We start from the raw sequence: 21,452 nt of genomic DNA on the forward strand, positions 1-21,452 counted from the left end.
GATTTTCCAGACAATGGCAACAAACAAATCAATTCAAAAACCGAAGGATACTCCGCCTCATTTTCTGCCGGGAGGGCAAAAACCTCGTTTTCTTTCACGTACCTCTCATAAGACATCAGCATATGTATCGCTCCTTCCTAAACACCATTTTTCACCACCAAACGAGTTTTGTCTCGTTCTGTCGCGCCTAAATCTTTAGTATAATACCATGCATACCGGCAGGTGTCAATAGAAAAACCCATGGCAAAATGATGTATTTTATATTCATTTATTTCAGAGGTTTCAGAAAATTTTATCCCAGCCCCCAAAGAGGCTGGGATTCATCTCATATGACACAGAGATTCAGTGGTTCCCGAAAGGGCTCTTCCCCCTCTAGCAAATCCTCATACCTCTGAGGCCGTTTAATCTCTTTCACCGTATCGTTCTTTTTGATCATGACCACTCCTGGCCGCGGCCTGCCATTGAAGGAAGGCAGACAGGAGTTATTATAGGCGCCCGCATCCATAAAAGCTACCAAATCTCCCGCTGTCATACTGTTAGGCAGCCAGGCACCCCCGGAGGTTTCAGCCGCCAAGCCGCTGATTCGGTACGGCATGCCATGCTTTTCAGTGATTTTATTAGCACACAGCAGCTGACCGTGTTCCAGCCTCTTCTTCTGCGGTCGTCCGCTCCCCATGCCTTCAAAGCCTTCATCCAGAACCAGCCAGTTTTCGTTGAGATTTTTCCGATACTTCTCATTGACCACACTGGTGAGTAAAATACCCGCAGAAGCGGCAATCTTTTTACCTGGCTCAATAATCAACTCCACTCCCTGAAAGAAATCTTGCAGAGGGTCTCCCGCCCACGTCTTTACTTTTTCCATGCTCAGTTCCTCTGCCACCTTACAGGCAATTTCTTCTAAATCTTCTGGTGACATGCCGCCTCCCAAGTTCAGCGTACGAGGAATGAAGCCGGTGAGCTGATACATCTTCACCGCCGTTTCCAGCATAGCAGCAAAGGCTCCACGAGCATCCTCTGGCTTATCCAGTCCCTTTTGCAGCTGTAAGTGGTAGCCCCGCAGCCGGATATGCTGCTTGTTCTTCTGAGACATGCGGATAGCAGTCCTCAACTGTTCAAAAGTAATGCCAAATTCACTTTCTGGGATGTTCTCCCCTCGTGAATCCTGACCATAATAAGAAGAATCCGGCGCTACCATCAGGGCGATATTAACCGGCATATCCAACTCTTGCGCAATCTCGGCAATCCTAGTCAGCTCATAGATAGAATCCACATTAATAGCCTTCACACAGCTGCGGATGGCCAGCTCCAGCTCTGTTGCCGTCTTGCAGGCACCCGTAAAAATAATTTGCCGTCCTTCAAAACCAGCCTGTAGGCCTTTAAACAACTCTCCGCCCGAATTAACCTGCAAATTACAACCCGCATCTCGAATGACCTGTAGATTCGCCAAGGTAGATTCGCATTGGGCTGCATAGTGAATGCTTGTTTTAGCATATGCGGTGCGAAAAGCTACGATGACTTCATTTACGTTCTTGCGCAACTCTCGTTCAGAAAAGATGTACAGGGGCGACCCATAGACTTCAGATAGCTTTGTCAGATCCCTGCCGTCAAAATACAAGTGCTCGTCTTCTACTTTAAAGATCTTGTTTTCAAAAATGTTCATGTGCGACCTCCCGATCCGTTGTATAAATAGCCCCGCCTTATAAACAAAAAAACTGCGACAAAAAATCGCAGTCCGTTTTACTGTTTTTCCTTATTGTCTGCCGACAGTCCATGTTACCCGTGGATCGGCGTGCTTCTCATGCAGGTCTCCTGACTCGTGTATCCTCATTTCTTCTCGCCTTCCCAAGCTAACGCTCAGTGGCTATCACCCTCTTTTCAAGGGTAAATCTTAGAAGAAACTCCTCACTCACAGTGGCGGGTCCATTCTGGAATTTCACCAGATTCCCTCTTAGTCAGATATTGCCTTTGGGCAATACTGAAACATGGAAGTGATATAAATTTACTTCATTCATCATATCACACACGCCAGTTCCTTTCAAGGTATATTTTCAAATAAATCCTGCTCATACGACTTATAACAAGATTCACTGGTCCATCAAACCGTATTTTACTTTAATGCGGTCCAGCTTTTCCAGCATAGACTGGGACATGAACCACAGGAAGATGACCGTAGCCGCTGCGTGGACTAAATCAAAGGGAAGTCCCAGAACATAGGCTGCGACGAACATTGGCCAGGTGGGATTGGCGTTGTAGGTCAGCACCGTGGCAGGATTCATCAGGCCGCCATAAATCACTAACACGGCTAGGCCGCCAAATACGCACAGCGGTAAGCGGCCTCTGAGCAGCAGGCCTTTGCGGAACAATATCCCCGCTAAAAATCCGATCACCCCCATAGCAAACATCTGCCATGGCGTCCAAGGCCCTTGTCCATACAACATATTGGAGGTTAACATGGTGATAGCACCTACCAAAAACCCAGCCTCCCCGCCGAAAGCTACGCCGGCGATGATTACCATGGCTGCCACTGGTTTAAACTGAGGCAACATGAAAAAAGCAGCTCTTCCGGCCACCCCCAAGGCACACAGCACTGCCAGAATGATTAACTCTCGGGCCTGAGGCTTGCGCCCCTCAAAAGCCAAGACAAAAGGCAGCATAGTTTCAAGGATGATCAATAAGGAAATAAAGTAATATTTCCGATCACCAAAGTAGAATACCCCCACGTAAAGGGTCAGGGGAATGGCCAGCAGAATCATCACTGCTGCGGCTACTGTCCGCTTGGACAACCTGCGCTTCTCTTTCTGAATCTGGATGACCTCTATCGGTTGTTGGCTCCGCTGGGAAATGGCCAGCGCTAATACCACCAGAGAGGCGATAAAATAGATACTCTGTTCCAAGGGCTCCAGCTGGATTATCTGGGATCCTTGCAGCGCTACATAGGCCAGAGTCAAAGCGCAAATTCCCGCTGCTCCCGCTAAAATCCGCCGCCATAGAGGCAGCTTGTGACTTTTTGGGGCTTGGTTTGCCTTCTCTACCACCTTATCCGGCCTATACAAATCCTCTGCTGGCAATTGTGGTCCAGGGGGCACCTTTCCACCGCAGGCAAGGATGACATCCTCAGCGGCCACCGCCTCCGGCAGCAATTGACGGGCCATACGGTTTGCTGCGGTGGTGTAAAAACTATTTCCAGAAAAGAAAGCCCGCGGCGTATCCTCGGTAACAATATTTCCATCAAAAAACATCGCGCAGCGATGGGCATATTTAGCACAGAATTCGATGTCGTGGCTAACCATGACCAGGGAAACACCCTGGCGAAGCAGCCGCTGCAAAATCTCGGCGAAAAGTTCCTTAAACTCGGCATCCAGCCCCTTAGTCGGTTCATCCAGCAGCAGAATCTGCGGTTCTAAAAGCAGAACCTTGGCTAAAGCTGCTCGCTGTTGTTCTCCCCCTGACAAGTCATAAGGATGTCGGGTGCGAAGCTGTTCCAGCCGACAGAGCTTCAACACCCGTTCCAGCTTTTCCCCCTGCTGTTCCTTGGACAGCTTCCGTTCCTTGAGCACTTCCAGCAAATCTGCTTCCACCGTTTTCTTGACAAAAAGAGCCTGTGGATTTTGTGGCAGGGAGCCAATCTGAGCCAGAACCCCTCTCAAATTCCCTGTCACATCTTTCCCTTGAACTAAAATCTTTCCCCGGTATGGTCGATTAATCCCCGCAATCAGAGACAAGGTCGTCGTCTTTCCGGTACCATTCCCTCCTAGTACTGCCAGAAATTCTCCCGGCCTCACCTGCAAAGACAGCCCTTTAATCACATCGGGCAGATCCTTTTCATATTTAAACCATAGGTCCTTTAGCTCCAGCACTGGCATCTCTTTCAACTCTGGTTTAAGCTCTGCTGGTATTGCAGCCAGTTCCCGCTCCTTTGCTATTTCCTCCAGCCACAATCGGCCCTCTCTTACTGTTACTGGACACTGCAGTTTATTGGGCACGGCGGCAAATATCCGCAGGGGAGTAGGCATGGCCATAAACATGCTGTGGCCGTGCTCCTGAAGAGCCGTCCCCACCTGATGTGGCTCCCCTTGATAAATCAGCTTGCCTCGATCCATGACCAAAACTCGATTGCTGAGCGGGAATACTTCCTCCAGCCGATGCTCCGTTATGATAACGGTAGTCCCCAACTCTCGGTTAATCTTCCCCACAGTAGCCAAAAAGTCTGCCGCCGCAATGGGGTCCAGCTGGCTGGTCGGTTCATCGAGAATCAACACTAAAGGCTGCATGGCCATGATAGAGGCGAGGTTTAAAAGTTGTTTCTGTCCGCCGGAAAGTTCCTTTACCGACTTATAAAACCAGGTCTGAATGCCAAAGAAACTGGACATCTCCGCCACCCGCCCTCGAATGGTGGCCGTATCATAGCCCAGGCTCTCCAGTCCAAAGGCCAGCTCATGCCATACCTTGTCTGTTACCAGTTGATTATCGGGGTTCTGCTGCACAAAACCGATACGGGCACTCTGATCCCGCAGCGATACTTCTTGCAGTGGCTTACCCTCAAAAAAAATATCCCCCAGCCTAGCCCCATGAGGAGCGATTACCGTTTTTAACTGACGCAAAAGCGTAGATTTCCCGCAGCCGGAGGGTCCGCACAAGGCAATAAATTCTCCCGGCTCTACGGAAAAACTTACATCCGTCAAGGTCTTTTCTGTCTGCTCTGGATAAGCAAAGTTTAGATTTCTAATGTCAAAGCACCGATTCAATCTGCGATTCCTCCTTTCTCATGCTGTTGCCTGTCTCTAGTGCCCTCCACCGGGCATCTGCAGCCACGTTCAGGATCACAGGCATCAGGCAGAGTGCGGCATAACAGATAAAAAGACTAAAGGGGTAGAGACCTGGGCTCACCCCTTTTATTGTGGGAAAATATCGAAAGTAGAGACCGCCGGCAAAGGCACCTGCGATAATATACAGTCCACAGACTGTGAGAAATAACAGCGCTATGCCATCCCGCCTGTCCATAGAATAAATGGAAAAAGCGGTTCGCCCCTCCAAACCATACCCCCTGCTCTTCATAGAATCTGCCGTCTCAATGGCATTTTCCAAAGACCAGGTTACCATAACAGAAAGGATGGTCAGCCCTTTTCTGGCCCGCTGAAGGACTCCTCCGCTGGAAATGTCTCGGCCAATGCACCGCTGCGCGTTGGACACCACCTGAAGCTGTGTCTTAAACCGAGGCACAAAGCGCAGCACCATGGATAAAATAAGGGATAAGGCCGGGATTACCCGGCCGAACAGATAGACAAATTTATCGGAGGTCATAACTGCGTTGTAGCAGGAAAACCAGGAAATCACCCCAATGAGCATGGTGGCTGCCACCATGCCATAGACCATGGATTCCAGGGTCAAGGGATTTCCGCTCGGCAAATATGTAAGAATCGTTCCTCCCTCGTGGTTAAAGGCCGGATTCATCAGAACCGTGATTACAAAGACCGGCAGCATGAACAGCAAGCTAAAGCGCACCGCCTTTTTCCCGTTTAAATAGATAGCATACGTCAAGGCACAAATTAACGATATACCCAGACACACGGGATGGACAAATATCATGGAGAAGGCTAGCACTAAACCGAAATAGACAAAATTAACCAGAGGATGATAACTTGAAAAGGTGTCTCTGTTTATCATCTGCATCAGCCTCCCGTGGAATAATAGCCGCCCACATCCCGACCTAAGTCACAGGTGTAAACCCATTCGATTACATCTCCCTGTTTCAGCTGATAACGGCTGCATCCATAATTGGGAAACCAGTCGTTGACTTTGTACATCCAGCCAGACAGTTCCCCGCAATCGAACTCATAGAGATTGTTTATGCCTTCAATATAGGCACTGTTATAGAGCGGCGTATTAACAAATTCCATATGAATTTTATTTTTTTTCATTTCTCGCTGGAGCACGTTGAAAACACTTTCCCCTTCGTAAAAGGTTACTGTAGCCGTAGCCAGAATAGCCCCGCTGGTAGGGACCAGCTCTACCTTCTCCGGATCCAGCGCCGATATATTGTCTAAGATGGTATCACAGCGAACAGAAAGGGTACAGGTGAGTTTCTTATCTGAAATCACCGTATTTTGTGGCTCCACAGGCACCGGTTTTCCCTCTGGCACTGGTTCAGTGAGATATTTGTCCTTTCCTGTTTCCGGATCTAAGCTCATCCCTTTAGACTGAGAGTAGTCCGAAGATCCTTTTTTGACTCCTGCGGAAGAGGCATCACTGCCCATGCTCTGGGCCAGAGCCACCTTCTGTGCAGCAGTCATCGTTCCCTTTTCTTGGCCGTCTGCACTGCTCTTGCCACTACCGTCTTTTGCCTCAGAATCTTTAGGGTTTTCGACCACAGCTCCCCCAGTGGCTGTCAGGAAATCTTCCTGAGAAGAGACCGCTGCCACCGCTGAGTCGGTCACCGAATTTGTTGCTGACAGGGGGGTACTATCCTTTACTGCATAGCCGCCCCCTGCCACATAGGTGATCACCAATGCCCCGCAGATAACACCTGCGGCGATCAGCTTACCCTTTGTGAGTTTCATGACTGACCTCCTTTACATCAACTTTGCAGCGGTGAGCATCTGAAACAACATCTCAGCAACCTCACAGCGCTTAATCGCGTTCTTTGGCAGAATATCCATCTTCTCCTGAGAGAGAATGCCCGCATCATAACAGAAAGCCATGCTGGATTTAGCCCATTCTGCTACGGTAACGTAGTCTGTAAACTGCGCCAGCGTATCTTGCACAGTCGCTGCATCCATGTTCTTACTTATGCCTGCCAGCTTGGCTGCCCGCTCTACCATGACAGCCGCTTCCTGCTTGGTAATAGTTCCGCTTGGTGAGAATGTGTCCTCAGAGGTACCCTTGACGATGCCATACTGGTAAGCAGTTCCCACATAAGGAGCATACCATGAGGTGGAATCTACGTCAGAGAAATTATTGCCGCTCTTTGGCTCTAAACCCAGTGCTTTAACAACAATAGTAGAAAATTCAGCTCTGGTCATGGTGTCGTTAGGCATGAACTTATCATCTGTTTTGCCATTGATAATAGCTCTGGCACTGAGTGCTTCCATCGCCGACTGGTTCTTGTGGCCAGCTATATCCGAAAAGGTCTTGCCTGGCAGTGTTACGTTTTGCTTCTTCACGTCAGCCTGTTTATTCGCCAGGCCCTGTCCGGTGGTTTCTGCATTAGTCTCTCCGGTGGTAGAAGCCGGGGATGAAGCATCGCTCATGCGATAAAGGCTATTCTTCCCTTGCTGAGCTCGGCCTACAGCAACTAGACCGTAAAATCCCTGTTCTGCTGCCATTTGGTTGCTGCCGCTGCCATCTGCTGTGTGCAGAAAACCCTTGCCCTTCTGATAGAACGTTAATAGATTATCTACAGCCGTGTGTCCATTTTTCACAAATCGGCTGTCATCTTGGGCAATTCCTAATTCGCACAAAGCGACAACAACCTGTACACAGCTTTCGGAGTTCGCCGTGCCCCAGCTGGAAAACCCGCCATCACTTCGCTGCATGGCAGACAGGCATTTCAGGGCCTCTTGGGTTACCTCCTTGACCTTAGGCTGATCCTGATACTTGGCTAAAGCCTGGAGCGCCATGCCCGTAATGTCTGGATCAGATCCTTCACTTTCGGCTGTAGCACCATCTGCGCCGCCGAAGAGTGAAAAGCCGCCGTCAGACAGCTGACGGGATAAAATCTCATCAATATACATCTGTCTGGTGGCCTGAGTAGCCGCCGCCTTGTTTTCCGGCATTGGATAATTTCCACTGTCCAAAGCGATTAAGGCCCAAATAGGGCCATTGATGCCTTGCCAAATAGTCTTGTCGAAATCCCCCAGGGGAGTCAACAGATTGTAACCTCCTACGTTAGTGGGATCTGCCCCAATGGCAGAAAGAGCCACGGTCACTCGGGAATATTCGGTATACTTCTTGTCGTGGAGTACGCCCTTACAGGCTTTCACGTAGTCCACCACCCTGTTGTAATAGTCCTTGTAATATGTATCCGGCACATCATAGCCGCTTCTGGCCAATCCCAGCACAGCCCACTCTCCACCGATAGAACTCACCTGAGGCTCTTTCACTGTCTTATACATGTAGGCTGCCGTGTCATTCATTGCCGCCTGTACCGTCTGGGCATCTGCCGCAAAAACCGGTAGGCTGCCAAAAATCATGGCCACCGCCAAGATTAGGGTAATCAGCAGACTTGTTCTTCTCATCTGTTGCTCTCTTTTCATTCTTTTTTCTCCTTCCTTTTCTCATGCACACAAAAAAAGCTGTGACAATTTAACCTTGTCACAGCCGTATTTCTGTACTGATCATAACTCCTTTGTTCCCATAATCCGTGGGACAAAAAAACAAACATTTGCGAAGATATTCTGACTTACACTTCCAGGACCTTTCAATCCATCACTCCTGTTTGCCTTCCCGATTTTCATCAGTGGCTGACTTGGTCCAAACACGAGTTCCATGTTTACAGCGGCGGTACCGTTTGAGACTTGCACTCAATTCCCTATTACATCCTTCTGCTTTAGCCAGCAGAAAGAAAACACAAAAGCATTCCTATTCAATTGGATGAGATTAAAAAAACCTCATTTCTTATCAAATATTGTATCATCAAAGCTGCTTTTTGTAAATAGGGCCGCTCCTGCAAAATTTTGCGTCCGAGCCTGTAATTTCTTGCTCTAGGCCGATGAATCTAAAGACCTTGATACTGAGCACTATGCTTCTGCTGAAACTTCCGGGTCCGCCGATTAGCTTTCTCAATCTCTTTTTCCTGCACCTTGTCCACTGGTTCCATGCCAATCTGATAGAGAATATTTCTATAGTTGGCACAGCGAGCCATCAGGTTTTTCCATACCTCCTTTGGGATTTCCGATTTAATAGGGGGTCTGCGAAGGCTGACTGCCTGCCTGCGAAGCAGGTTCAACTGACGGACAGTCTCTTTATCTGGGTTGACCAGCTTAAACAAGCTGTCCTCCAGCATTTCACTATGTTTAATCTGTCGGCTCCTTCGTCCATCCAGAAAGGTGGACTGAAAAGGGCACAGCTTTTGGATGGGTTCCATATGTATCTGATAAAGGATATTTCTCCAGGTACCACAGCGCTTTTTCAACCTGCTGCGGACCTCTGGAGAAATTTCCATGCGCATAGGCGGTCTGCCTAATCGATTGGCGGTGTCATAAATAGACTCCAGCAGCTCCCACTCCTCTGGTAATAAATCACAAACCTTATAAACCGGTTCCTGGCTTTTCCAGTTATTATCAATGCCCGCCGCTTCCAGAAGCTGAGCCCAGGTGTCGTATTTAAATCGAAACAATTCTGCGGCCTCCGACATTTCATGCATGTGAGGAGGTCTGCCCAAATCGTTGGCCAGTTGCCGAAGGTGCTCCAGCATTTCCTCTTCTTGCTGGCGTTTCATGGTCACCTTCTCATAGGAGTCCCCATCTTTGCCCGCCTTTTTGGAAAGGCCTGCGGCAATCAAGGCTTTGGGCCAGTTGCCAAAACGCTTTTTTATGTAGATTCGATAAATCCAATACAGTTCTTTTTGTGCCGGGACATGGCCCAACTCCTTGGTTTTTTGGATTAAGACTTGGCATAGCGCTTCGTCAGAAAAACTGGAATAAACAATTCGGCCCCTTCCTGCGCTGATCTGCGAATATTCAAAAATTCGCTCAGCCTTTGGCCCTTCCTTATCGTGCTCCAGCTTTCCCGAAGCGATAGCCTGGGAAACAATCTTCTGAAACTCCTCTATGTATTGTGCTGCTATGCTCTCCTTCTGCATGTCTGTGTTCCCTTCTTTCTTTTGTGTCTTATTCCCCTTATTTTTTCAGCAAGCCGCAAACCAGCACAAAATAAGAGGGCAGCTTGTCCGGCTCCAGCCATTCCAAGTCCACGCCCAGCAGCTTGCTGCACGTGCGTCCCACATCGCCCCCCAGAGCCTCAATGCTGTACCGCAGCTTATGATAATAGCGGCAGCTTTCTTTGGCACTGCCTTCGGGACAGACACTGCGAGTGCAGCTGTGGGTCTCCATCAGGCGATCTCCGCAGAGAGAACAGCTTCCCGCCGACAGGCTGACACTGTCAACAAGCTTTTCTTCCATCTCATAGAGTTCTTCCGACAGGATCTTTTTCTCTGCCGCAAGGATATCATACATCTCCTCTTTAGCCGCCTCCTTGGACAACTGCTGCTGATCCTGCTGGTCAAAAACGATCTTTCTTCCCAAGAGTACTATCCGCTGAAACTGATTCCAATACCCCATCGGGTCAAAATCGAAGGGCGGGCAGGTCCACTTTTGGCCATAGCTGCTGCATTGCTTACAGTATTCCAAGAATTCCTCCACGTTGACGTACTCTTTCACATATTTTGAGACTTCCATCTCGGTGCTGATGTGCTCCGTCTTATAGTTCATGTTTTTATCCTTTCCACCCCAAAGCCTCCGTTTGAATCTTCAGGACTCTTTCCTTGTCAGCTCTGCCGGAAGACGCCAGCTCATGAACCAGATATTCTGGAGCAATTCGCTCTATGAGACTCTGGATGCCCGGATGTGTAACGGGTTGATGGGTGTCAATATTTAAAATATGCTGATAAGACACCGCAAACTTTTCCAAGTAATCCTCCGGCAGCTTTGGTACAATACAGAGGTGCTCCTTCGTATATTCTCCGCTTACCGACTGATGCAGATGCACCCCTTTTATATATCGGCAGAGGATGCCGTGTTCATCAAGCATTTTATGTATATAATCAATCGCCTCTTCCTGGCTCTGCAGCTCCAAGTTCGTACACATGAGGTGTCCCAAATCCAACATAATACCCTTGTTCTGATAATGGATATTTTTTAGCATGCGCTTCGTAATATCAGGTTTGGTAAAAGTGAAGCCCGCCCAATGGAGATTTTCCAGAAGCAGCTTGAACGTATATTTTTTCCCGTCCATCAGCAGATTAATCAACTCTGCCGTTCGATCCACCACCTCTTCATCGCTGTGCAGCCATTGATAGGTATAAACTTCTTCTACAGAGACATCCGACACGTGAAAGACTACGTATTCGGCTCCCGACTGCTGTGCTCGGTCCAAATCCTCGCTGAGAAGCTTAATCAAGGCCTCCCTGTTCGGTCCGCCGTAAAACATCTCCCAGCTTTTTTTTGATTTAAACTTGTGCATGAGCTGAATCTCATTGTTGTTCCAAAGATCCACCCAGTCACAGAAAAAAGCCAGGTGCCAGCCCCGAATCAATTTTCTGTCTAGCGAAAATTCGCAGTCTTCTCCGCCCCAAATGGCCTCGATTCCCTGGCAGCCGTACCGGCGGCAGACTTCCTCCAGCTGGTTGCTGTCTTGGTACTCCTTTAAAACCTCGTCTACCAGAGGCATATTTATCAGTTGAAGCATATGCAGGCCTAATCCTTTCGCCAATACAACAAAGTCTCTAGATGAGTGCCGAAAGCGCATTTCTTTACTCAACTAAGAGACTTCTAAAAGACTTCTGTATGTTATTTATTACAGTTTTAGTTAATATAAACAGTAGCTTTCATAGTTTTCACCCATGTAAATCCAAACATTTTCTCCCATTTCAATCTCTTCTCGAAATGTTAAATTGGGAACTAAAAGCTTGATGCTAGTTCTCTTCTTTCCAGTAACCGTAACCCCTTCCGGTGTAGGGTCCTTCTTAAAGGCGGCAATCTTTGCTCCCAAATCGGAAATGCCTGTCTCCTTGGCAAAGTTGTCAATAAACTCCTGTGTATTAGCATAAACCACATTATCTTGATTCTTAAACCAGTTAATATTCATTGCACTCACCTCCTAATTATTGAAAGGATGAGGGCCCCACACATCTGCCCATGCAGACAGGTCTGTGAAGACCCTCAGGAATGAAAAGACGTTTTTCTTGGCGGATGAAGATTGCTTAGCAGATAGGCAAACAAAAAAACTGTAGCTAACCGCTACAGTCCGTATTTACTGTATATCCTCATCCTCATAAGGCTTTGAAGCAACGCCGATCACCCGTCGGCCGCTCAAACAATTTATGCAGGTCTTCTGGCTCGCAGATCATGGTTTTTTTCGCCTTCCCGGACAAGATAAGAAAAATCCAGTGGCACCTTGAAAAAAACTCCCTGCATACAGCGGCGGGACCGCGCAGGACTTAAACCTGCTTCCCTCTTAGCTGCGAAGCTACAAACTTTTAAAAAAGCTCTAACTTGCAGAACATAAACGTTTTATTCACTTATTACATTTATGGTATCACACCCTCTTTAACTTTGTCAACCCCATAAAAATTTATATTTTCCATCCTCTCCAGGTTTTAGGGATTTTCTCATTGACAGTGTATTACTTGGCATAGTACACTAAATCTATGATAAAAAGGAGGTGATTTATATGTTCCAGCTAGATTTTAAAAGCAGAAAAACCATATACGAACAAGTAGTGGATAACCTCAAAGAACTAATTATCGCAGAAGTTTTGCTGCCGGAGGAAAAATTGCCCTCAGTACGGGAATTATCTAAAATGCTTACCGTCAATCCCAACACGGTGCAAAAAGCTTATCGAGAACTGGAATATCAGGGATACGTGTACACCGTCACCGGACTAGGCACTTTTGTAGCCATTCCCAAGAAGACAGCTATTAATCCCGCCCAGCTAGAAGAGATTGCCGGACGGATAAAAAACGACATCAAGGAATTGTATTTTCTCGGTTTAAGCGTGGAAGAGATTGAAAAGCTGCTGCTTCAACTGATCGAAAGAAGAGGTGAAAATATATGATCAAAGTGACGGACGTAAATAAGAGCTTCGACCAGTTTAAGGCGCTTACCGACCTGAACCTCCACGTAAACAAAGGATCGATCTACGGCCTGGTGGGTACCAACGGAGCCGGAAAAACCACTATTATAAAGCATATCACAGGTATTGTCTGCCCCGATTCTGGCCAGATAACCATTGATGGAGAAGCCGTCTTTGACAATCGGCAGATCAAGCAGCGCATGGGCTTTATACCCGACGACCTGTTTTTCTTTTCTACTTATAATTTAAAAGAAATGTCTAAGTTTTATAAGAACCTCTATCCCAATTGGAATGCCCAACGATACGCCCACATGGTCACGCAATTTGGCCTGAGTGAAAATAGAAAACTAGCCCGATTTTCTAAGGGTATGCAGAAACAGGCAGCTTTCGTCTTGATTATGTCTTCCATGCCGGATTACCTGATTTTAGATGAACCCATTGACGGGCTGGACCCTATTGTCCGCAAGCTGGTGTGGAAGTACATTGTGGAGGATGTGGCAGAACGGGAAATGACTGTGCTGGTATCCTCTCACAATCTAAAAGAACTGGAAGGCATCTGTGATTCCATCGGTATTCTCTCCAAAGGCCATATGGTCATGGAACGGGATTTGGACGAATTGAAATCCGATGTGCACAAGATTCAGGTGGCTTATAAAAACAAACCGTCCGAACCTTACAAGCAATTAAATGTACTTCACCGGGAAGCCCGGGGAACAGTAGACCTGCTCATCGTGCGGGATAAGCGGGAATTTGTGGAGCAAATTATCCTGGCCGGAGAACCGGTACTCTTTGATATGCTGCCCCTGTCCCTGGAGGAAATTTTTATTTACGAATTAGGAGGCGTTGACAATGAAATCCAGAACATCATATTTTAGTGTGTCCATCCCTCTGGTGAAGGAAAATCTTCGGCGGTTCTGGGCTATACCTGCTGTGGGCTTTCTGGCTTACTTTCTATCAGGCATATTTCCTATCCTTATGAGCTATCGGACCATCGACCACATGTATTCCTACATAGATATGTGCCTGAGCAACAGCCAGCCCTTTTTCATGGCGATTCACTTGATGCTGCCCATCATCACGGCGGTGATTATCTTCCGCTATTTGCAGACGTCCAGCTCCGTGACAACTATGCATGCCATGCCCTTTACCAGGGCCCAGCTGTTTAACAGCAGTTTTCTGTCGGGCTTCATTCTGATTCTTTTGCCCTTGCTGGCCAATGAAATCATTTTTCAGCTGATTGTCAAGCCTACCTATGATCCTTACATGTATAAGGACTATCCGAGGATGACCATATTGGATGAAAGTGCGATAAATATTTTCACTCATGCCAATGTGTTCCAGTGGTTCTGGCATTCTCTGCTGATTCTGATGGTAATTTACGCCATCTCCATATTTGCAGGTCTGGTAACAGGAAATTCAGTCATGCATCTGTCTCTGGCTGTAGGTTTTAACTTCCTGGCCCCGGCACTATATCTGACCTTTGTCATGTATTGCTCCAACTACCTGTTTGGATTCACTGCAGAAGGAATTCACGGGAAGATTCTTGCTGGTCTCTCCCCTTTTGTGCAGTCTGCCGTCGGCGGAGGAGAATTTACACCGGCCTTCCAAGTCTATTATCTGCTGCTATTTGTTGGGATTGTCGCCCTGTCCTCCTTCCTATACCAGAAGCGGCAGATGGAAAAAGCCGGAGACCCTATTGTCTTTCACTTTATGATTCCAGCCATCTGCTACTTAATCGCTTACTTCGGCATGTCTCTCATGTCCTATTACTTTACGTCCCTGGCTACTGCCAACAGTGAAGATGGAGGGCAAAATGTCGACGCCTACTTTTATTCCGGCCTGGCCGCTGGTGGAGTAATCTCCTTTATTTTAGGACGGATGATCGTACTGAAGACCCCCCGGATATTTAATAAAAGCAGCTTGAAGAGCTTTGGTATTTTCGCCCTAGGTGCCGCACTCTTTATTTCATCTATCACTCTGGATTTGACCAACTTTGAAGACCGCGTTCCCAAAGAGAGTTCGCTGAAAGGCGTATATTCCAACAGCTTCAAATCTTTCAACAGCGATAGCCGCTATACGGCACATCTGTTTTCCAAACAACCCGGTCAGTATGATAAGACGGCCTTTCGCTTTACTGACCCAAAGAATATTCAGGCGCTGACCAACCTGCACCGGCAAATCGTCAAAGACAAGAAGCAGATTGAAAAGGAGGAAAGCCTCAATGTACAGTCCTACTTGATTGACCTGTTTTATGACATGTCCACCCCTCTGGACCTCCAGCGGGCCTACAACTTGACGTATAAGCGCGTACACGCCAATCCGTATTTTAAACAGGTTTACGAATCTCAGGAGTTCAAGGATTATTTCTCCTTCAACCGCCTGAATCATCAATCGTTTACCAAGATTACCCTGGAAAACAGCTTTTACTATGATGATAGCCTGGCTTCACACCTGCTGATTACAGATCAGAGTAGAATCGGTGAATTGCTGGCAGCCATGGAAACAGACTTCCAAAACAGGACGTATGAACAAGAGGTAAGCAGCCTGCACTCTTATTGTACCCTGTATTTGGACTACACATATCTGAATGAAAAACATAAATTGGAAAGGACTACCTTGGATTTAAGCATTTTATCCACTGACGTTCAGACGATTAAATGGCTGCGAGATAACGGCTACGGAACTTATCTGGAATTCGCTCCGGATCAAATTGCCAGCATCATTTTCACAAAACAGGATGTGAAGAAGAATGAAGAAGAGGCCGCTGAACGGGCTGCCTTGGACACGAAGGAATTCACCACCGCTGAAATGACAGAACAGGCGGCGGCAGAAGAGACTGAAAACCAGTTGATTATCACCGACCCGCAGCAGATTCAGCAGATTTTAAACTCCTTCTCCGGCTGGAATAACAATTACGATCTGTACTATGAGGGAACTATCGTCTTTAAGCCGAGAGATGGTATCCGTAGCGCGTATTCAGACACCATTTTCTACGATCCGGAAAACGTCCCGGCCTTTATCAGCGGGTATTTTGAATAATGGCTTTGATCTATCAAACAATCAAATCAACATAAAAAAGGAGGCAGTCTGCTGGGAACCAATAGGATTTCAGCAGACTGCCTCCTTTTTAATTTTTATTATTCCGCAGGCCTTCCGCCAACGGCCACCTGCCCCGATGGGCTCAAACCCATGACCGTCTGTCCAGCTTCTTTCAGGGCCTTTACGTAAGCGACGGCCTCCGAGCTGATCACCTCTCCCGGGCAAACTAGTGGAATACCCGGCGGATAAGGGATGATGGACAGTGCACAAATCTGCCCTACTGCATCGGACAAAGAGACCAGTTCCTTCCTTTCAGGCAGCGGATACAGCTTTTGTGGCTCAGGAATGGCCCTAGCCAGTTCCATCAGCCGTCCAGCCGGAACCTTAGCGTTTGCTGCTCTTCCATGGTCCCTTTTATGACATAGGTCTTCCAATGTTTGTAGCAATCGGTCGTAGTCCGACTTTACGTTGCCGATGCCACTCATACACATGAGAATATTTCCCGTCACCAGCTCCGCAAAGATGTTCTGTTCCAGAAGCAAAGCCTCCGCTTCATGGCCTGACAGGCCCCAGGCGCTCATATCCAGATTGATCTTGGTCCAGTCCATGGCTGTCCCCTTATCAATCAACCTCAGACCCGGAAGCTGCCGGGCCTCTTTATAGAATGCCAGCAAATGATCCCGCCATTGACCCATGAGCTGAGGCCCTTGCTCTAGCAGCAGGTTCGCATTGATATCCAGCGAGCTCATCAGCAGATAGGAAGGGCTGGTGCTCTCCACTAGCTGCAATTTGTCTTCCAGCAAATCCAAATCAATGCGCTCAGATACTACGTTCAGTACAGCACTCTGGGTAAAAGAAGCAAGGGTTTTGTGAATGCTGTTGATGACCACATCGGCTCCGCATTCCTCTGCTGCTTTTGGCAGCGGGTTTCGGCCGTTTCCCTCGTCTTTTCCCTCTTCGTTGATTGGTGACACCCTTGTCCCAGTACCTGTCTCCTCACCGGAAAATCGGCTGAAGAATTTCAGATGGGCGCCGTGAGCCTGGTCGATAATAAGAATTTTCCCGGCTTTGTGAACCAAGTCCGCAATCTGCTGAATATCGCTGCAAATGCCGTAGTAGTTGGGGCTGGTCAGAATAACCGCCTCCGCATCCGGATGAGCCAGCAGCTGCTGCCGGACCGCCTCTGGCTCCACCTGACCGCTGATGCCAAATTGATCCAGCATTTGCGGGTAGATGTAGGCCGGCTGAATACGTCCTAGGGACATGGCATTAAATACGGACTTATGGCAGTTTCTAGCCAGGAGCAGCTTACCGCCCGGTTTGACGGCAGACAGAATGGCCGCAATCAACCCACCGCTGGTACCGTTTACCAACAAGTAAGATTTTCGCACCTGATAAAGCTCCTCATATTTGGCCATAGTTTCCCGAATGATGCCTTCTGCTTGAAACAAGTTGTCTGCTCCTTGAATTTCCGTAATGTCGCAGTCCATCAAGTGATCTAAAACAGAGTCATAACCAAACTGCCTGTAAAGGCGGGCCCCCTTATGCCCCGGCATGTGAAAGGAAACGGGATTGCCCGACCGGTGTGCCATTAAAAAGCTCGTTATTCCTCTCTGCTCCTTCATGCTTTTACTTCCTTCTTTCCCTGTTTTCTATCATTACGCCTTTTGCGCATATAATTCTAGAATCTTTAGTACCACATCTCTGGATTTTTCCATCGCCTCAACGGAAGCAAATTCTGAAACGCTGTGATAATTATGCCCACCCACGAAAAGATTCGGCGTTGGCAGTCCTCTTCTAGATAAGGTGGAACCGTCTGTGCCCCCTCGCACCGCCACCACACGAGGATTCAGCCCGCACTGCCGATAAGCTTCCAGTGCCGTCTCCGTAATGTGTTCCTGATCTTTCAGGAAATCACTCATATTATGATACTGCATCTTGATGTCGACAGTCACGTAATCCTTTCCCCATCGCTGGTTAATCTGAGCTGCCGTGTCCTTCAGAAAAGCCATCCGCTTCTCCATGCTGTCTTGATCGAAATCTCGCAGAAGCAAATCAATCTTAGCCACATCCGTATCTCCAGATATTTCATAGACGTAATAGAACCCTTCCCGGGCCTCTGTCGTCTCCGGGGCCTCTGTCCTAGGCAAGGCTGATAAAAACTCATTTGCCAAAACGATAGGGTTAACCATCTTGTTCTTGGCCGCTCCCGGATGGATGCAAACTCCGGCACACTCCACATGCGCATCTGCCGCATTGAAGGTCTCACAGTTGAATTCACCTAGTCCATCCCCATCGATGGTAAAGGCGAAATCGGCTCCGAAGCCTTCAATATCAAACAGCTCTGCCCCGCCCTGAACCTCTTCGTCAGGCGTAAAGGCCACGCAGATATCTCCATGCCTGAATGAAGCATCGGCTTTCACATGAGTCAGCATGTCCATGATGATGGCAATACCTGCCTTGTTGTCAGCACCCAACAGCGTAGTTCCGTCTGAGGTGACGATGGTATGACCGACGTAATCCGTCAGTTCTGGGTTGGTGTTCGGACTGATGGAAATCTGCTTTTCCGAATTAATGAGAATCGTACCTCCATCATAATCCGAAAAAATCTGTGGCTTCACATCCTTGCCGGAGCAGTCCGGCGCAGTATCTAAGTGGGCGATAAAACCAATAGCAGGCACGTTCTTTCCCGGCTCCAGATTGCTGGAAACCTTTGCCGTCACACAGGCATGCTGGTCTACTTTGACATTTTCCGCTCCCAGAGCCTTCAATTCTTCAGCCAACTTGTTAGCCAAGTCAAACTGCCCTTTTGTACTAGGAACCGTTCCTGCATCTTCCACCGATTCCGTGTCAATTTTCACATACTGGATAAATCTCTCTAAAATAGGTTTCATGTTTTCTCCTCCCCAAATTTGCTGTAATTATTTTAGCTGCTCTTCCGTCCCGCCGCATAGGCGCTGGACCAAGCAAACTGCAAGTTGTAACCGCCGGTATCACCATCCACATCCAGAACTTCTCCAATGAGGAATAGTCCCGGGTATTTCCTGCATTCCATGTTTTTCAACTGAATCTCTGTCAAAGCTCCTCCGCCTGCTGTAGCCATGGCTGTATTGAAGCCCCCTGTTCCACTGATGGAAAAGGTGTCTCTGGATAAAAGCTCCCCCAGTTTTTTCAGCTGACTGCCGCTCAAGCTGGAAGCTTTCGCCGTGCAAGGCACTCCGGCTCGTTGGCAGATGGTCTCCGCAAAGCGTTTTGACCCGGCTGTCCCTACATATTCTAACAGAAAATGTGCCGCCTGTTTACTACTTTTTGGAACATTCTTCTTTAATCCGGAAATAATTTCCTCTGTGCTTTTTCCCGGGAAATAATTAATTTGTAAAGTCCCTCCTGTTTTTGTATATCGGGATAAATTCAAGATAGACGGACCGGAGAATCCAGTGTGAGTCAACAACAAGCCTCCCTGAATCTCCTTCCCCCCGATTTTGACAACAGCCTGAGTAAAAGAGGTGCCCGACAGATCTCCATAAGGATAGTCCTGTACAAAGATGGGCACCAAAGCCGGTTTGGGCGGCACAATTTCCAGGCCTAGCTGAGCCAGAAGTGGAAAGATGCTGCCGTCGGAGCCAGTAGTGGGATAGGAGCAGCCTCCAGCAGCTACCACCAGTTTGCGACAGCAATAACGGCGTTGAATGTTGCTAGCTTCGTCTTCACAGAAAACAGTATAGCCGCCATCTACTGGCTCTATACGGCAGACCTTTTGCTGGCAAGCCAACTGGAAGCCTTTTTGGCTGCCACAGTCCAGCAGCAGCTTCAGCACATCTTTAGCGGATAATGAACGCGGAAAGACTTTGCCGTCCTCTCGCTCAGCAAGAGGCAGTCCTCTGCTTTCAAAGAAGTCTCGCAGGGCCTGATTATTGAACTTGTATAGAACACTGCGGATCTTTCCACCCTTATCCCCATAGTGGTTCACAAAGTCTTTGATGTCGCCGCCATGGGTCAGATTACACTGCCCGCTGCCAGACATGAGCAATTTTCGTCCGGCAGAAGGCGATTTTTCTAAAATCAGGCCTCTGACTGGCACTTCATATGAAGCGGCACAAAACAGGCCAGCGGCCCCTGCTCCAATAATAATTACGTCGTATGTGTTGTTGTCCTCCATGGTCTTTCTCTCTTTCTAGCTCTCTGCCGTCCATATTTTCGTCAAGGCCTGAATGGTCTCTTCCATCTGGTTCAAAGGAATCTGGTTGTAGTAGAATACCAGGGCTGTAGATTGCCTGCCCGGGGTATCATCTGCATAAATAGACACCGGGGTTGCTGCTACCCCCAGCTGTCGAGCTTCGTTGCACAACTCCTGCGGTTCTTTTTTGCTTTCTACATTGATAATCATGTTAATGCCCGAATAGGTGTTGGTAGGGCGGATCACATCCTTGCCGTACAGATTGATAGCACTGAGCACTCGTTGCAGCTTGCGGGCGTATAGCTGCCTCAGCTTGCGGATGTGAGTCTGATAGAGGCCCTGTTCCATAAACAAAGCCAGCGTAATCTGCTCCGTCTTGGAACAGGTCTGGGTATAGCCGTGGCTGATATCTCTAAAAAATTCTGCCATATATTCCGGCAACACCATGTAGCTGATTTTGATAGAGGCGAACAGCGTAGAGGAAAAAGAGCCCAGATAGACTACGCTGTGGTGACTGTCCAACCCCTGCAAGGCAGGAATAGGCTTTCCGAAATATCGCAGTTCGCTGTCATAGTCATCCTCTACGATAATGCTGTCGTTGTGGGCAGCCCATTCTAACAACTGATATCGCTTGGCGATGGGCATGACAGCTCCAGTGGGAAACTGGTTGGAGGGGCTTACGTAAACCGCTGATTTAATATTAGCCGGCAGCCGATGAATCTGTATGCCGTCTTGGTCTACATCCACCGCCGTCATAACAAATCCCCGGTCCCGAAAAATATTTTTTACCGGCAGATACCCCGGTTCCTCTACCGCCACGTGATTAATGCCCAGTTTAGCCAAAATCAGGCACAGGTGGCTGGTGATCTGCTGTGTTCCAGCACCGATAACAATCTGCTCTGGGCTGCACACGACTCCGCGGGAACGATAAATATATTTGGAAATCTCATACCTCAGCGCTAACTCCCCCTGAGGGTCGCTTTCAAACATCAGCAGCTGGGGATATTCCGTCAGCACTTTGTTCATGCACTTCTTCCATTTATTAAAATCAAAACAAGACAGATCATACTGAAAGACTGCCGACTGATCCCTCTTTTCTACATCCACGGGAAATAAAGAATACTCCTTTCCTTCCCTGGCAACCATTGCGCCTTGACCTTTATGCTCTTCCTTTAGTATGTCACTAAGGCGGGAAATATTGCTTACGTAATATCCTGACTGGGGTTTGCTGTAAATATAGCCTTCCACATTTAGCTGACTGTAGGCCAGGTTTACCGTGGTAATACTCAGCTTTAACTTTTCTGCCAGACTTCGCAGAGAGGGCAGCTTTTCGTCAGGCTTCATCTCATGAACTAAAATTTCTTTCTTGATGTGATCATACAGCTGCAAATAAAGCGGCCGAGATGAACTTTCATCAAGCACCGGAATGATTGCTTTCATACGCCCT

The 21,452-nt window shown here is 48.0% G+C and carries 16 protein-coding genes and 3 riboswitches; of the genes, 3 read left to right on the forward strand and 13 right to left on the reverse strand.

All coding sequences use genetic code 11. The features are described 5' to 3' along the window. Window positions 1–325: 325 nt before the first annotated feature. The 9 genes from Ami103574_RS10050 to Ami103574_RS10090 all read right to left on the reverse strand — a co-directional run bounded on the left by Ami103574_RS10050 (window position 326) and on the right by Ami103574_RS10090 (window position 11,802). Window positions 326–1,660 carry a diaminopimelate decarboxylase family protein gene (locus Ami103574_RS10050; RefSeq protein WP_163066887.1) on the reverse strand — a complete coding sequence of 445 codons (1,335 nt, stop codon included), beginning with the start codon at window positions 1,658–1,660 and terminating at the stop codon, window positions 326–328. Window positions 1,661–1,782: 122 nt separating this feature from the next. Continuing rightward, a riboswitch (cobalamin riboswitch) is annotated at window positions 1,783–2,001 on the reverse strand. A gap of 83 nt (window positions 2,002–2,084) precedes the next feature. Then, window positions 2,085–4,745, reverse strand: coding sequence for an ATP-binding cassette domain-containing protein (locus Ami103574_RS10055; protein WP_163066888.1), 2,661 nt, complete (start codon window positions 4,743–4,745; stop codon window positions 2,085–2,087). After that, on the reverse strand, window positions 4,729–5,664 hold the full coding sequence (locus Ami103574_RS10060) for an energy-coupling factor transporter transmembrane component T (protein WP_330587010.1): 936 nt from the start codon (window positions 5,662–5,664) through the stop codon (window positions 4,729–4,731). The genes Ami103574_RS10055 and Ami103574_RS10060 overlap by 17 nt, the downstream gene beginning before the upstream one ends. A 5-nt stretch (window positions 5,665–5,669) precedes the next feature. Then, window positions 5,670–6,557: a DUF4430 domain-containing protein gene (locus Ami103574_RS10065; protein ID WP_163066890.1), complete on the reverse strand. Its 888-nt coding sequence runs from the start codon at window positions 6,555–6,557 to the stop codon at window positions 5,670–5,672. A gap of 12 nt (window positions 6,558–6,569) precedes the next feature. Beyond that, window positions 6,570–8,252: an S-layer homology domain-containing protein gene (locus tag Ami103574_RS10070; RefSeq protein ID WP_163066891.1), complete on the reverse strand. Its 1,683-nt coding sequence runs from the start codon at window positions 8,250–8,252 to the stop codon at window positions 6,570–6,572. A 114-nt stretch (window positions 8,253–8,366) separates the two neighbouring features. Beyond that, window positions 8,367–8,584: riboswitch (cobalamin riboswitch) on the reverse strand. Between the two features lie 129 nt (window positions 8,585–8,713). After that, window positions 8,714–9,799 (reverse strand): homing endonuclease associated repeat-containing protein, encoded by a 1,086-nt coding sequence (locus Ami103574_RS10075; RefSeq protein WP_163066892.1) that lies wholly within the window; start codon window positions 9,797–9,799, stop codon window positions 8,714–8,716. Window positions 9,800–9,836: 37 nt separating this feature from the next. Next, window positions 9,837–10,427, reverse strand: a complete 591-nt coding sequence (locus tag Ami103574_RS10080) for a DUF2284 domain-containing protein (protein WP_163066893.1) — start codon at window positions 10,425–10,427, stop codon at window positions 9,837–9,839. A gap of 4 nt (window positions 10,428–10,431) precedes the next feature. After that, the gene (locus tag Ami103574_RS10085; protein ID WP_246213124.1) at window positions 10,432–11,475 is read right to left on the reverse strand and encodes a sugar phosphate isomerase/epimerase family protein; all 1,044 of its coding nucleotides are present in this window, start codon (window positions 11,473–11,475) and stop codon (window positions 10,432–10,434) included. 48 nt (window positions 11,476–11,523) lie between these two features. Beyond that, window positions 11,524–11,802, reverse strand: a complete 279-nt coding sequence (locus tag Ami103574_RS10090; RefSeq protein WP_163066894.1) for a hypothetical protein — start codon at window positions 11,800–11,802, stop codon at window positions 11,524–11,526. Window positions 11,803–12,029: 227 nt separating this feature from the next. Continuing rightward, a riboswitch (cobalamin riboswitch) is annotated at window positions 12,030–12,228 on the reverse strand. Between the two features lie 159 nt (window positions 12,229–12,387). Here Ami103574_RS10090 and Ami103574_RS10095 point away from each other — a divergent pair. Genes Ami103574_RS10095 through Ami103574_RS10105 form a run of 3 tightly spaced genes read left to right on the forward strand, consistent with a single transcriptional unit; the run spans window position 12,388 to window position 15,828 of the window. Next, the gene (locus Ami103574_RS10095) at window positions 12,388–12,771 is read left to right on the forward strand and encodes a GntR family transcriptional regulator (RefSeq protein WP_163066895.1); all 384 of its coding nucleotides are present in this window, start codon (window positions 12,388–12,390) and stop codon (window positions 12,769–12,771) included. Next, window positions 12,768–13,664 (forward strand): ABC transporter ATP-binding protein, encoded by an 897-nt coding sequence (locus Ami103574_RS10100; RefSeq protein WP_163066896.1) that lies wholly within the window; start codon window positions 12,768–12,770, stop codon window positions 13,662–13,664. Before Ami103574_RS10095 ends, Ami103574_RS10100 begins: the two co-directional genes overlap by 4 nt. Continuing rightward, window positions 13,639–15,828, forward strand: a complete 2,190-nt coding sequence (locus Ami103574_RS10105; RefSeq protein WP_163066897.1) for a hypothetical protein — start codon at window positions 13,639–13,641, stop codon at window positions 15,826–15,828. The genes Ami103574_RS10100 and Ami103574_RS10105 overlap by 26 nt, the downstream gene beginning before the upstream one ends. Window positions 15,829–15,926: 98 nt before the next feature. Here the strand turns inward: Ami103574_RS10105 and Ami103574_RS10110 are convergent, their stop codons facing one another. The 4 genes from Ami103574_RS10110 to pdxR are packed head-to-tail and all read right to left on the reverse strand — an operon-like array spanning window position 15,927 to window position 21,445. After that, window positions 15,927–17,453 carry an aminotransferase class I/II-fold pyridoxal phosphate-dependent enzyme gene (locus Ami103574_RS10110; RefSeq protein ID WP_163066898.1) on the reverse strand — a complete coding sequence of 509 codons (1,527 nt, stop codon included), beginning with the start codon at window positions 17,451–17,453 and terminating at the stop codon, window positions 15,927–15,929. A 33-nt stretch (window positions 17,454–17,486) separates the two neighbouring features. Beyond that, entirely contained in the window at window positions 17,487–18,722 is a 1,236-nt protein-coding gene (pepT, locus tag Ami103574_RS10115; RefSeq protein WP_163066899.1) for a peptidase T, read from the reverse strand. 32 nt (window positions 18,723–18,754) lie between these two features. Continuing rightward, the gene (locus tag Ami103574_RS10120; protein WP_163066900.1) at window positions 18,755–19,987 is read right to left on the reverse strand and encodes a BaiN/RdsA family NAD(P)/FAD-dependent oxidoreductase; all 1,233 of its coding nucleotides are present in this window, start codon (window positions 19,985–19,987) and stop codon (window positions 18,755–18,757) included. 15 nt (window positions 19,988–20,002) lie between these two features. Further along, window positions 20,003–21,445: a MocR-like pyridoxine biosynthesis transcription factor PdxR gene (gene pdxR, locus Ami103574_RS10125; RefSeq protein ID WP_163066901.1), complete on the reverse strand. Its 1,443-nt coding sequence runs from the start codon at window positions 21,443–21,445 to the stop codon at window positions 20,003–20,005. Window positions 21,446–21,452: the final 7 nt, after the last annotated feature.

Source organism: Aminipila butyrica (assembly GCF_010669305.1).
Classification (GTDB): Bacteria; Bacillota; Clostridia; order Peptostreptococcales; family Anaerovoracaceae; genus Aminipila; species Aminipila butyrica.